This is a genomic window from Hymenobacter sp. (assembly GCF_035709525.1).
GTDB lineage: Bacteria > Bacteroidota > Bacteroidia > Cytophagales > Hymenobacteraceae > Hymenobacter.
Genome location: NZ_DASTEP010000061.1, coordinates 1 through 12,743, shown reverse-complemented (window position 1 = coordinate 12,743; position 12,743 = coordinate 1). Strand labels below are relative to the sequence as shown.

At 63.8% G+C, this 12,743-nt stretch carries 9 protein-coding genes; 4 read left to right on the top strand and 5 right to left on the bottom strand.

The window, feature by feature from the left end; all coding sequences use genetic code 11:
• Positions 1-60: 60 nt before the first annotated feature.
• Complete coding sequence (locus VFO93_RS05675) at positions 61-1,515, bottom strand: Gfo/Idh/MocA family oxidoreductase (RefSeq protein ID WP_325133368.1); 1,455 nt, start codon at positions 1,513-1,515, stop codon at positions 61-63.
• A 178-nt stretch (positions 1,516-1,693) separates the two neighbouring features.
• Here VFO93_RS05675 and VFO93_RS05670 point away from each other — a divergent pair, with 178 nt between their 5' ends.
• The 4 genes from VFO93_RS05670 (at position 1,694) to VFO93_RS05655 (ending at position 5,802) form a co-directional block, all read left to right on the top strand.
• Positions 1,694-2,806: an MBL fold metallo-hydrolase gene (locus tag VFO93_RS05670; RefSeq protein WP_325133367.1), complete on the top strand. Its 1,113-nt coding sequence runs from the start codon at positions 1,694-1,696 to the stop codon at positions 2,804-2,806.
• A 152-nt stretch (positions 2,807-2,958) separates the two neighbouring features.
• Positions 2,959-3,360 carry a hypothetical protein gene (locus VFO93_RS05665; RefSeq protein ID WP_325133366.1) on the top strand — a complete coding sequence of 134 codons (402 nt, stop codon included), beginning with the start codon at positions 2,959-2,961 and terminating at the stop codon, positions 3,358-3,360.
• Positions 3,361-3,675: 315 nt separating this feature from the next.
• On the top strand, positions 3,676-5,355 hold the full coding sequence (locus VFO93_RS05660) for a S8 family serine peptidase (protein WP_325133365.1): 1,680 nt from the start codon (positions 3,676-3,678) through the stop codon (positions 5,353-5,355).
• A 180-nt stretch (positions 5,356-5,535) separates the two neighbouring features.
• On the top strand, positions 5,536-5,802 hold the full coding sequence (locus VFO93_RS05655) for a hypothetical protein (RefSeq protein ID WP_325133364.1): 267 nt from the start codon (positions 5,536-5,538) through the stop codon (positions 5,800-5,802).
• Positions 5,803-5,926: 124 nt separating this feature from the next.
• Here VFO93_RS05655 and VFO93_RS05650 read toward each other — a convergent pair whose 3' ends face one another.
• The 4 genes from VFO93_RS05650 to VFO93_RS05635 all read right to left on the bottom strand — a co-directional run bounded on the left by VFO93_RS05650 (position 5,927) and on the right by VFO93_RS05635 (position 12,550).
• Entirely contained in the window at positions 5,927-7,390 is a 1,464-nt protein-coding gene (locus tag VFO93_RS05650) for an efflux transporter outer membrane subunit (protein ID WP_325133363.1), read from the bottom strand.
• A gap of 274 nt (positions 7,391-7,664) precedes the next feature.
• Positions 7,665-10,832, bottom strand: a complete 3,168-nt coding sequence (locus tag VFO93_RS05645; protein ID WP_325133362.1) for an efflux RND transporter permease subunit — start codon at positions 10,830-10,832, stop codon at positions 7,665-7,667.
• A gap of 199 nt (positions 10,833-11,031) precedes the next feature.
• Positions 11,032-12,171, bottom strand: coding sequence for an efflux RND transporter periplasmic adaptor subunit (locus VFO93_RS05640; protein ID WP_325133361.1), 1,140 nt, complete (start codon positions 12,169-12,171; stop codon positions 11,032-11,034).
• A 97-nt stretch (positions 12,172-12,268) separates the two neighbouring features.
• Positions 12,269-12,550, bottom strand: coding sequence for a hypothetical protein (locus tag VFO93_RS05635; RefSeq protein WP_325133360.1), 282 nt, complete (start codon positions 12,548-12,550; stop codon positions 12,269-12,271).
• Between the last annotated feature and the right edge of the window lie 193 nt (positions 12,551-12,743).

Genomic DNA, 12,743 nt, shown 5'->3' with positions numbered 1-12,743 from the left:
TTACTGCGCCACGCGAGAGGCTTCGCTGCGCTCTGCATGACAACGTTATAACTAACATACTTACCCCAGCTTCCAGCCCGCCCGGTATTCCCGCTTCACGAAGCGGTTGACCTCGTCGAGGTTAGTTACTTTAAGCTGCTTGGGGTCCCAGAGCAGCTCCAGGTTACGGGCGGGATAGTCTACGCCCTGGCCGGTGGCTTTGGGGTGCTGCACGTCGTAGCCCCGGATGGCCAGGTTGGCCACCAGCAGCGCCTCGGTGAGCGGGCCGGCGAGTGCGAAGGGCGAGCTGACCTCCATCTTGCCGGGGCCGGCCAGGCAGGCCTCGACCCACTGCCCGTAGTGGCCATCGGCCTGGCCCGGCACGCGGGGCAGCGTGGGTGCGATGCCGGCTTGCTCGGTGCGGCTGGTGGGCAGCAGGCGCGCATTAGCGCCGTAGGTGCTGGCCATCATTTTGCCCTTGTCGCCGATGAAGAGCGTGCCGTTGCCGCCGTCGCCAAACAGCTCGGTGGGCCCCAGCTCGCGGGGGCGCTCGGGTTGAATGCCGCCGTCCATCCAATGCACCGTGATGTCTTGGGTGGTCTTGTCGGTTTGGGGAAAGCGCAACACCACGTGGCTGCTGGGCGGGCAGCTGTCGGGGAAGTAGCCGCGCTTAAACTCATCGACGTATACGCTGCCCACGCTGGCCTGCACGGCACTAGGGTACTGTAGGTTGAGTACCCGAAACGGCGCTTCGAGCAGGTGGCAGCCCATGTCGCCGAGCGCGCCGGTGCCGTAGTCCCACCAGCCGCGCCAGTTGAAGGGCACCAGCTTCTCGGTGTAGTCGCGGTAGGGCGCCGAGCCCAGCCACAAGTCCCAGTCGAGGGTAGGGGGCGGGGTGGCTTTGGCGGCGGGCCAGGCGATGCCCTGGGGCCACACGGGGCGGTCGGTCCAGCAGTACACAGTGTGCACGTTGCCGAGCAGGCCGGCGTCGTACCACTCGCGCAGCTGCCGCACGCCGTCGTTGGAAGCACCCTGGTTGCCCATTTGGGTTACTACTTTGTAGCGCCGGGCGGCTTCGGTGAGCACCCGCGCCTCGTAGATGTCGTGGGTCAGCGGCTTTTGCACGTACACGTGCTTGCCGAGCTGCATGGCGGCCAGCGTGGGCGCGGCGTGGTTGTGGTCGGGCGTGGCGATGGACACGGCGTCGAAATGCTTGTGTTCTTTGTCGAAGAGCTTGCGCCAGTCCTTGTGGTAGCTGGCTTTGGGAAACGCCTGGCGCGACTTGGCGGCGCGCTGGTCGTCCACATCGCAGAGGTAGGCGATGCGGGCCTTGCCGGTTTTGGCAAAGGAAGCGATGTCGCTTTCGCCCTTGCCGCCCACGCCCACGGCCGCAATCACGAGCTGGTCGCTGGGGGCGGTGTAGCCCCGGCCGCCGAGCACGTAGCGCGGCACGATGAGCACGCCGGCCGTGGCGGCAGCGCTGGTTTTGAGAAACTGGCGGCGCGAGGCGCTAACGTCTTCTGAGTCTTGCTGCATGAAACTGGAAACGAGGGTGGGAAAGTGCGCAAAAGGTACGGCGAGCGTTGGCTTCGCTGGCGGGCGTAGAGACGCATACTTGCGTCTTGCGGGCGGCGAGCCGAACAACGACGAGACGCAAGTATGCGTCTCTACTTCGGCTCGCACTTAAATTCTAAAGGTGCGCTTACCTTGCTCTATGCGTAATTTCTTCAAAACCACCGGCAAGCTGCTACTCGTCCTAGTCGCCGTGCTGCTGGTGGCGGGCGTGGCCTTTGCCCAGCTCAGCCCGCAGCTGGGCGGCACGCCCCGGCAAGACTACTCCACCTCGGGCCATTACAAGGATGGCGAATTCTATAACCCCATTCCGACCAGCGTGATGACGGGCGGCAGTCAGTTTGCCGCCCTGCGGCACCTGCTGTTCGACAAAACGCCCAATAAAAAGCCGCCCGGCCCGCTGCCCATGCAGTACCTCGACTCGCTCACCATCACCCAGAAAACGCCCGATTTGGTGCGCGTCACGTGGTTTGGGCACTCGGCCAGCCTGGTCGAAATCGCGGGCCAGAACATCCTGCTCGACCCCATGCTCAGCATCAAGATGGGGCCGCTGGCGGGCGTGGCCCCCACGCGCTACAACCCGCGGGTGCCCATCGCGGCCGAGCAACTGCCGGCCATCGATGCGGTGCTGATTTCGCACGACCACTACGACCACCTCGACTACCAGACCGTGCTCAAAATCAAGGAGAAGACCCGGCATTTCTACGTGCCGCTGGGCGCGGGCGCGCACCTGCGGCGCTGGGGCGTGCCCGCCGATAAAGTCACCGAAGTAACCTGGGGCGACTCGGTACAGCTGCCCGGCCTCACCCTCATCAGCACGCCCACGCGCCACTTTTCGGGCCGGGGGCTGACGAATCGCAACTCGACTTTCTGGACGTCGTGGGTCTTGAAAACGCCCACCAAGCGCCTGTTTTACAGTGGCGACGGCGGCTACGGCCCGCACTTCGCCCAGATAGGCGCGCAGTACGGCCCCTTCGACCTGGCTTTGATGGAGTGCGGCCAGTACGATGCGCAGTGGGCCGAAATCCACATGCGCCCCGAGCAGTCGGTGCAGGCCGCCCTCGACCTGCGCGCCCGCACCATGCAGCCCGTGCACTGGGCCGCCTTCACCGAAGCCAACCACGCCTGGAACGACCCCGTGCGCCGTGCTTGGGTTGAGGCCGCCCGCCGCCAGCTGCCCCTCACCACGCCCGAGCTGGGCCAGCCCGTGGTGCTCGACGGCCGCCTGCTGCCCCGGCAGCAGTGGTGGGAGTAAGTTGGGGAGTTGTAGAGACGCAATATTTTGCGTCTGGCGATTGGTAGCGCATCCTGACGCCAGACGCAAAATATTGCGTCTCTACAACTCCCCAAAGTCCCATAATACTTTGGCCCGTACCTTGCTCGGAGAGCAAAAAAACGCCCCGCCGCATGCAAGCAGATTTACCCCTTAACGAAGAGCCAGCTACGCCCGCCCCGCGCCGCCGTGAGCGCCTGCACGAGGCCGCCGCCAGCACCGCTACCCGGCTGCTACCCCTGCTGGCGCTGGCCGATGCCTTGCAGCCGCAGCTCACGCAGGAGTCGGTGTTTCGCACGCGGCGCAAGAAGCTGAAGGCGCACCTGGCCGAGGTCTATGCCGAGCTGCACGCCGAGCGCCCGCGCCGGCAGGCGCTCGCGCACGCCTTCCAGGCCCTGGCCGACCTAGTGCGCGAAGAAGCCCAGGACATCAGCCCCGATGAGTGGAAGCAGGCGGCTAAAGAGGTAGCGCTGGCTACACTCAAAAACGCGCCCGCGCTCATCAATACTGCCTACCAGGCGCGGCTATTGGTGTAGGCAGCGTGGTGAGGTTGTCGCACGCTGGGCGCTGGCCGCCGTTTAGCGCGCAGCGCGTAACGGCTGGCCGACCAGTGGGGCGAGTTTCTAAACTCACTGCCGCGCAGCGGCAAGCAACGCCCGGCGAGCACCTTTTCTACCTCAGCGTCGTGAGTCTGGAGACTCACCCCACTAGTTGGCCAGCCGTTACGCGCTGCGCGCTAAACGGCGGCCAGCGCCCGCGCTACCCCAACTTTGCCCGGCCGCGAACCAGATAGCGTTGCTTTTGGTAGTAAGGCAAGAATAACCTATCTAGTGGCCAAATTATTTTCTACCATGCGTTTAGCTACCCTTATCCTGGCCTGCGGGCTGCCGCTGCTGGCCCCGGTAGCGGCCGCGGCTGCCCCCACCCAGCGCCCACCCGTGACGCCGCTGGCCGTGCGCAAGTACCTGGTGTATTTCCGCGACAAGGTGGCCTCGCCCTACTCCGTGAGCCAGCCGCAGGCGTTTTTGTCGGCGCGGTCGGTGCAGCGGCGCACCCGGCAGGGCATTGCCGTGCAGCCCCGCGACCTGCCCGTGAACCCCGCCTACGTGGCGCAGGTGCGGGCCGTGCCGGGCGTGCAGGTGTGGTACACCTCGCGCTGGCTCAATGCGGCCGTGGTGGTGTGCGATGCCAGCGTGCTGCCCACCGTGCTGGCGCTGCCGTGCGTGCGCAGCTCGGCCGTGCTCAACCGCCCCGCCACCCAGCCCACGCCCGTGAAGCTGGAGCCCGAAGAGCCCGCCGCTACCATCCTCAACCGCCTCAGCGGCACGCCCGCCGACTACGGCATTGCCTTTGGCCAGGCCGATATGCTGGGCGCGGTGGCCATGCACGACGCCGGCTTTCGGGGCGAAGGCATGCAGATTGCCGTGTTCGACGCCGGCTTTCCGGGCGTGAACGCGACCGCGCCGTTTGCCGCGCTTTTCGCTGAAAACCGGGTGGCGAGCACGTTCAATTTTGTAGACAAAACCACCAGCGTGTATTTGCGCGACGGCCACGGTACCAACTGCCTTTCCACGATGGCAGCCAACCAGACGGGCACCTTCATCGGCACCGCGCCCAAGGCTACCTACCGGCTATGCATCACCGAAGATACGGGCTCCGAAAACCCCATCGAGGAAGCCAACTGGCTGGTGGCGGCCGAGTACGCCGACTCGTGCGGCGTCGATGTCATCAGCTCGTCGCTGGGCTATACTACCTTCGATAACACCGCTTTGAGCCACACTTACGCCGATATGAACGGGCGTAACACTATCGCTACCAAAGCCGCTACCCTGGCGGCGCGCGTGGGGATGCTGGTGGTGAACGCGGCCGGCAACGACGGCAACGCCGCGTGGCGCTACATCGGCGCGCCTGCCGATGCCGACAGCATCATCACGGTAGGGGCCGTGTCGGCGGCCCTCACGCGGGCCAGCTTCAGCTCCTACGGCCCCACGGCCGATGGGCGCATCAAGCCCGACCTGGCAGCGCAGGGCGGAAGCGCGGCCATCGTTTCGACTACTGGCGTGCCCACGCGGGGCAACGGGACTTCCTTCGCCTGCCCCATTCTGGCGGGCCTGGCGGCGGGGTTTTGGCAGGCCAATCCGGGGCTTACGGCCCAGCAGGTTATCAGCTATCTAAAGCAGTCGGCTACCCAGGCCAGCGCGCCCGATAACAGTCTGGGCTGGGGCATTGCCAGCTTTCCTAAAGCCCAGGCGCTGGCCCAGCCCTTCGTGCCGCTCACCGAACTCAACCTCTACCCCAACCCGCTCGCCGATGGCCAGGACTTGCGCCTGAATATCCCCACCGACCTGCGCAACCAGCCGCTGACGGTGCGGGTGTACGACGCGCGCGGCGCGCGCGTGGCCGAGCAGCAGCTCACGGCCGCCGCGGCTACGGCCGTGCTCGAGCTGGGGCTGTTGCGGCCGGGCCTCTACTTGTGCCGGGTGCAGTGGGGCGATGGGGAGGCGCGCACGCTGCGCTTTATTAACGAGTGAGCAGTTGCGCGGACTTTGTAAGTCCGCGTGCGTGAGCGGGCAGCCAGACGCACGCGGACTATAAAGTCCGCGCAACCATTGAACCGTAGTTGCGCCCGCGCAGTATATTAGCCTAGCCGCTCGGTTGCCAGTAGCGGGAAGTTGAACCCACACGCCCCTTGTCGGGGTTATGTTTGTACTATGGAAGTTGGATGCTATACCCTGGCCGAGGCCACCGCGGCCGCGCCTTTTATCGACTACGCCGTGTGCCTCGACAACTCGGCCCGCCCCGCTAACCACCACGGCGACTGGCCGGTAGAAGGCCGCGTGTACCCCGTGCGCGTGGTCGAAAGCCGCCTCGAAGGCATTCCGCTGATACACGTGCTCACCTTCCTGGGCGATGCGCCGTACTACAATGCCTTCGCCCCGCACCGGTTTGAGATTACCCACCGGCTGTATTTGAACTAACAGCAAAAGCGCCCCGGCCGGTTAGGTCGGGGCGCTTTTTTGTAACGCCAAGCTCCGGCTTGGCGCAGTGGAAGGGGGTACGGGGCGAGCGCGCCCAGACGCCTCTCCAAGCTGGAGCTTGGAGTTACTCCGGCACCCGCACGTTCCAGCCGCCGCCGAGGGCGCGGTACAGCGCCACGGCTTGCAGCAGCTGCGTGCGGCGCAGCTCGGCCAAGCTCAACTCGGCGTCGAGCACGCTGCGCTGGGCGGTGATGATTTCCAGGTAAGTAGAATAGCCGGTGTATTGTAGCAGCGAGGCGGTTTCGACGGCGCTGCGCAGCACTGCTACTTCGCGGCGGCGCAGCACGAGGGCGCTGTCGTAGTTGGCCACGCCGCGCAGGGTGTTGGTGACTTCGCGCACGCTGGTTTGCAGGGTTTGCTGGTAGGCGTAGTAGCTTTCGAGGCTGGCGGCGGTGGCGCGGTTGCGCTCGGCGCGCAGCACCCGGCGGTTGAGGATGGGCGCGCTCAGGCCACCCAAAATACCCGCCACCACCGAACTGGGCTGAAACAGCAGCGACGACCGAAACGCATTCACGCCAACATAGGGCGTGAGCGTGAGCGCCGGCAAAAACGCCGCCCGCGCCGCGTAGAGGTCGGCCCCGTTGGCAGATAGGTTAAGCTCGGCCTGGCGCACGTCGGGGCGGCGCAGCACCAGGCGGGCGGGCACGCCGGCCAGCAGGCGCTGCGGCACCTGCACCTCGGCCAGCTCGGCGGGCCGGGCAATGCGGCGCGGGTAGCGGCCCATAAGTTGGTTGAGCTGGGTTTCGTTTTCTACGATGCGCTGCTTGGTTTCGTAGGCCAGGCTGCGGGTGCGCAGCACCTGCGCCTGAAACTGCTGCACGGCCAGCTCGGTAGCGCGGCCGGCCAGCTTTTGAACCTTGGTAATCTCAAGGGCGCGCTCTTGTAACACCAGGTTTCGCTGCAAGGTAGCGAGTTGGTTGTCAAGGGTCAATAGCTCGTAGTAGTTGTTGGCTACGTCGGCGATGATGCTCGTAATCACCAACTGACGCCCTTGCTCCGAGGCCAGCAGACGATTCTGCGCCGCATTGCGCAGGCTGCGCAAGCGGCCCCAGAGGTCTACCTCCCAGGTGCTGCGCAAGCCAAGAAAGTAGTCGGGCGTGAAGCCGGTCGGTACTACCTGACTGGCGTCGATATTCTGCGACAGGTTGGTGTCGTAGTTGCCCACGCCCGTGAGGGTGTAGCGCCCGTAGCGGTCGAAGCCCGCCGTGCCGGTAGCATTCACGCTGGGCAGTAGCGCGCCGCGCCGCTCCAGCACGGCCGCGCGGGCCTGCTCTACGCGCTGGCTGGCCTGGCGCAAATCCAGGTTTTGCTGCAACGCCGTGTCGATGAGTCCGATGAGGGTTTTGTCGGCGAAAAACTCATTCCACGGCAGGTCGCCGATGCTTGTGCTGTCATTGGGTGCGGGGTAGCCGTAGGAGGTCGGCAGCGGCGTGGCGGCGGGGTAGGAGCGGGGGGCGGAGAGCTGGCAGGCCCCTAGTAGGAATACGCCGGCTAGTACTGCCAGGGCTCGGCGGGCGTAGTACCCCACCCCCGGCCCCTCCCCTCCGGGAGAGGGGAGCCTAATGTGGCTTGCATCACTGAAAACAGAAAAGAAAAACCTAGATAAAGACATCAGAAATCAAAATTCAAATTCAGTAATCGTCATGCTCGCCTTGCGTGAACCTCACCCCCTAGCCCCCTCTCCAAAAAAGAGGGGGAACTAGTTTTTAGTCGTAGTCCTAAAATTTTAGGTCTAGAACTAGAGCTAGTCCCCCCTCTTTTTTGGAGAGGGGGCTAGGGGGTGAGGTTCACGCAAGGCGAGCCTATGCATGAACCGCTTCCGGCTCTTCCTCTTCTACCTCATCAGTAGCCGGCTCGGCGGGTTTTTCCACCTTCATCATGCCCGCGAAAATGACGTAGAGCCCCGGTACCAGCAGCAGCCCGAAGGCCGTGCCCACCAGCATACCGCCCGCCGCCGCCGTGCCGATGCTGCGGTTGCCGAGGGCACCCGCGCCGTGGGCGATTACCAGCGGCATGAGGCCCATGATGAAGGCGAAGGAAGTCATCAGAATCGGCCGCAGGCGCGAGAGCGTGCCCTCGATAACGGCGTCGAACACCGAAGCCCCGGCGCGGCGGCGCTGCTCGGCTACTTCGATGACGAGGATGGCGTTTTTGCCCAGCAGGCCGATGAGCATTACCAGCGCCACCTGGGCGTAGATGTTGTTTTCGAGGCCCATTATTTTCAGGAACAGGAAGGCCCCGAAGATGCCCGTGGGCAAGCTCAGCAGCACCGGCAGCGGCAGCAAAAAGCTCTCGTACTGCGCCGCCAGGATGAGGTACACGAATACGATAACCAGCGCGAAAATGTACAGCGCCTGGTCGCCTGACAGCACTTGCTCACGGGTCATGCCGCTCCACTCGAAGCTGAAGCCCTTGGGTAGCACCTTCTTGGCGGTTTCCTCGATGGTCGTAATAACGTCGCCGGTGCTGTGGCCGGGCGCGGCGTCGGTGCTCACCATGGCCGAGGTGTACATGTTGTAGCGCGTAAGCTGGTCGGGGCCGTACACGCGCTCCAGGCGCACGAAGGTGGAGTAGGGTACCAACTCGCCGCGGTTATTCTTCACGTACAGCTTGAGCAGGTCGTCGGGGTTGGCGCGGTACTCGGGCGAGGCCTGCACCATTACCTTATAGAGCTGCCCAAAGCGGATGAAGTTGGAGGCGTAGTAGCTGCCAATCAGTGTTTGCAGCGTGCTCATGGCCGCGTCTACGGTCACGCCTTTTTTGGCGGCCTGCTCCTGGTCGACGTGGATGAGGTATTGCGGAAAGCTGGCGTCGTAGTTGGTGAAGGCCGAGCCCACGGCGGGCGTCTTATCGAGGGCCAGTAGGAAGTCCTTGGTCACGTCGGCGGTGCGCTGCAAGTTGCCGGTGCCCGACTTGTCGAGCACGCGCAATTCTACGCCGCTGGCGTTGCCGAAGCCCGGCACCGAGGGCGGCGGGAAAAACTCAATCTGCGCGTCGGCGATACCCTTGGTTTTGTCGCGCAGCTCCGCAATCAGCTCATCTACCGACTGCTTGCGGTTGTCCCAGGCGGCCAGGTTTATCATGCCCATGCCGTAGGTCGCGCCCGCCACGTCGTTGAGCAGGCTGTAGCCGGCCAGCGTCGATACCGATTCCACGGGCTTGAGCTTGGCCGCGATTTGCTGAATTTCGTCCAGCACTTTTTCGGTGCGCTCCACGGTGGCCCCGGCGGGCGTGGTCACGTTCACGTAAATCATGCCCTGGTCTTCGGTCGGGATGAAGCCCGAGGGTAGCGAGCGGCTCGTGCCGTAAGCCAGCCCGATGAACACGACCAGCGCCACTAGCGTGACCACGCGGCGGTGCGCCACCGTGCTCAGCACCTTTTTGTAGCCGTCGGCCAGGTTGTCGTAGCGCGCATTAAACCAGTTGAAAAACCGGCCCATTAAGCCCGGCTTTTTGTCGTGGTCCACCTCCTTGAGTAGTATCGAGCACAAGGCCGGCGTGAGCGTCAGGGCGTTCACGGCCGAAATCAAAATGGCCGACGCCAGCGTGAGCGAAAACTGCCGGTAGAACACGCCTACCGGCCCGCTCAAAAACGAAGTAGGCACGAATACGGCCGTCATTACCAGCGTAATAGCTACAATGGCCCCACTGATTTCGTGCATGGCCGCGAAGGTGGCCTCGCGGGGCGCGAGGTGTTCGTTGTGCATCTTGGCGTGCACGGCCTCGACCACCACAATGGCATCATCGACCACGATGCCGATGGCCAGCACCAGCGCAAACAGCGTGAGCAGGTTGATGCTGAATCCCAGCACGCTCATGATAAACAGCGTGCCGATGAGCGCCACCGGCACTGCCAGCGCCGGGATGAGCGTGGAGCGGAAATCCTGCAAGAACACGAACACCACGATGAACACCAGGATGAACGCCTCGACCAGCGTTTTGAGCACCTCGTGCACGCTGGCGTCGAGGAAGCGCGACACGTCGTAGGCCACGCTGTAGGTCATGCCGGGCGGGAAGCTCGTGGCTTTCAGCTCGGCCATGCGCGTTTTCACGCCCTCGATTACTTCGCGGGCGTTGGAGCCGGGGCGCTGCTTGAGCATGATGGCCGCCGAGGGCCGCCCGTCTTCCTTCGAGGCCATGCTGTAGGTCAGCGAGCCAAACTCTACGTCGGCTACCTGCTTGAGCTTCAGTACCGAGCCGTCGGGGTTGGCGCGCAGCACGATGTTGCGGTACTGGTCGGGCTTGAACATTTTGCCCGTGTAGCGCAGCACGTATTGCAGGTCGTGGGCCTGGCGGCCCGAGCTTTCGCCCGATTTGCCGGGCGCGGCCTCCACGTTTTCGGCCCGGATGGCGGCCACGATGTCTTCGGTGCCGATGTTGTAGGCGGCCATGCGGTCGGGCTTCAGCCACACACGCATCGAGTATTCGCGGGCGCCCATTATCTCGGCCAAACCCACGCCGTCGATGCGCTTGAGCTCCTGCAAGATGTTGATATCGGCGAAGTTGTAAATAAACTTCTCGCCTGCCGCTTTGTCGGTGCTCGTCACGTTGAGGTAGAGCAGCATCGAGTTTACTTCCTTTTCGGTGGTCACGCCGGCCTTAATTACCTCCTCGGGCAGCTCGTCGAGCACGGTTTGCACGCGGCCCTGCACGTTCACGGCGGCCAGGTCGGGGTCGGTGCCTACGTTGAAGAACACCTCGATGAGCGTGACGCCGTCGTTGCTGTTCACCGACGTCATGTAGGTCATGCCCGGCACGCCGTTGATGGCGCGCTCCAGCGGCGTGGCCACGGCCTTGGCGCACACCTCGGCGTTGGCCCCCGTGTAGCGCGCCGTCACGGTCACGGAGGGCGGCACGATGTCGGGAAACTGCGTGATGGGCAGCTGAAACAGCGCCAGCCCGCCCAGCAAGGTTATCAGCAAGGAGATAACCAGCGAGAGAACCGGGCGGCGAATGAAGATATCAAACATAGGATGAGTGCTCCCTAACGTGGCGCCTCACCCCCCGGCCCCCTCTCCGAAAAGGTGAGGGGGAGCCGAGGCGTAGGTGGGACGTTGAAATTCTACTTATTAATTTATAGCTTGGTAATCGTTTGGCTCCCCCTCTCCTTTTCGGAGAGGGGGCCGGCCCCATAGGGGTCTCGTGAGGCGCTCACGTTAGGGCGAAAGCCTACCGCACCTTCGCCACGCTCGGGGCGTCCGTGGTTTCGTCGGCTATTTCAGCCTTGCGCGGCACTATTTTCTGGCCGTCCTTCACCTGCTGCGTGCCCTCGTACACCACGCGCTCACCGCGCTTGAGGCCGCTTTTCACCACGTAGTCTTTGCCGGTGCGATTGCCGGGCACGAAGGCGCGGGTGTGAGCAACGTTGTTGCTGTCAAGGATATAGACGTAGCTTTTATCCTGAATCTCAAACACCGCCTTTTGCGGCACCAGCAGGGCATCACTCACCACGTTGGTGAGGCGCACGCGGCCAGTAGCGCCGTGCTTGAGCAAGTGCTGCGGATTGTCGAAGCGGGCGCGGAAGGCGATGGAGCCGGTGTTTTCGTCAATCTCGCCTTCCGAGGTTTCGATGTAGCCGGGGTAGGGGTAGCGGCTGCCATCGGCCAGCATTAGCGCGATGGTGTCGGAGCGGCTTTGCTCGGGGTGCTCCTCGCGCAGGCGAATGAACTCCAGGTATTCATTCTCAGGTACTTCGAAATAGGCAAATACCTGGCTCAAATCGGACACCGTAGTAAGTAGCGTGGTTTCCTCGATGAGGCTACCCACCTTGAGCGGAATGCGGTTGATAACGCCATCAAACGGGGCGCGCACCAGCGTGTAGTCGAGGTTGAGGCGGGCCGTGCTTTGGCGGGCCTGGGCCTCAGCCACGTGCGACTGCGCGGTGCGTAGGTTGGCCTGCGCCAGGTCGGTTTCGGTTTTGGCGATGATGTTTTTATTCACCAGCAGCTGCACGCGCTCTAGCTGCACTTTGGCCGAAGCTACTTCGGCTTCGGCGGCGGTTTCAGCGGCCTTGGCGCGGGCCAGCTGGTTTTGGTATTCGCTGGGCTGAATGCGAAACAGCGGCTGGCCTTTCTTCACAAACTTGCCCTCATCCACATAAATGTGCTCCAGAAAGCCGCGCACCTTAGCCCGCATCTCCACATTGCGCTCGGCCTGAATATCGGCCACGTGCTCGTGGAAGAGGCGCTGGTCGGTGGTGCGCAGGGCTACCACCGGCACCTGCGGCGGGGCGTCCTCTTTTTTGGCGGTTTCGGCCTCGCCTTTGCCGCAGCCGCTCAGCAGCAGCAGGCCCGCGGCCAGGCCAGCCAAAATAGAGTTGCGACCTGCTGATTTAGGTTGAAAAAGAGACACTTGGGAACGTGTGTAATTTGTGAATGTAGGGTAGTACGCAAATGCCCGGTGCGCGTTAGCGCTCCGGCGTGTGGGCCGCCACGCGCGTCGAGTCGCGGCGCAGGCTTTCGGCCTGGCAGCGGGCCAGCATGGTTTGGGTGAGGGTGAGCTCGGCGCGCGTGGCAATCAGGTTGTCATCGTCGTCGTCGTCGTCATCGAGAAAGGCCGGGTAGGCGGCCAGCCCGGCGGGGCGGCTCAGCAAAAAGCAATTGAGCGCCCCCGACAGCAGCAGCGCCACGGCCAGCAGCGCGGCCAGCGCGCGGTAGCGGGTAGCGGCAAGGGGGAGGGGGCGGTTCATAGTGCAAAGCACCCCCGCCGACATTAAAACCGTCTGAGAACGGTGTTAGAATACATTAAAGGTGGGCGCTCGCCGCCCGTGGAACCTCACCCCCCGGCCCCCTCTCCAAAAAAGAGGGGGAGCCGACCGCTGGCGGACGTTCACTTATGACTGAGAAGGCGGTCGGCTCCCCCTCTTTTTTGGAGAGGGGGCC

What these genes read in the sequence shown, in the direction of transcription:
- VFO93_RS05675 (WP_325133368.1), bottom strand. Translation starts at nt 1,515, where the DNA reads ATGCAGCAAGACTCAGAAGACGTTAGCGCCTCGCGCCGCCAGTTTCTC.
- VFO93_RS05670 (WP_325133367.1), top strand. Translation starts at nt 1,694, where the DNA reads ATGCGTAATTTCTTCAAAACCACCGGCAAGCTGCTACTCGTCCTAGTC.
- VFO93_RS05665 (WP_325133366.1), top strand. Translation starts at nt 2,959, where the DNA reads ATGCAAGCAGATTTACCCCTTAACGAAGAGCCAGCTACGCCCGCCCCG.
- VFO93_RS05660 (WP_325133365.1), top strand. Translation starts at nt 3,676, where the DNA reads ATGCGTTTAGCTACCCTTATCCTGGCCTGCGGGCTGCCGCTGCTGGCC.
- VFO93_RS05655 (WP_325133364.1), top strand. Translation starts at nt 5,536, where the DNA reads ATGGAAGTTGGATGCTATACCCTGGCCGAGGCCACCGCGGCCGCGCCT.
- VFO93_RS05645 (WP_325133362.1), bottom strand. Translation starts at nt 10,832, where the DNA reads ATGTTTGATATCTTCATTCGCCGCCCGGTTCTCTCGCTGGTTATCTCC.
- VFO93_RS05635 (WP_325133360.1), bottom strand. Translation starts at nt 12,550, where the DNA reads ATGAACCGCCCCCTCCCCCTTGCCGCTACCCGCTACCGCGCGCTGGCC.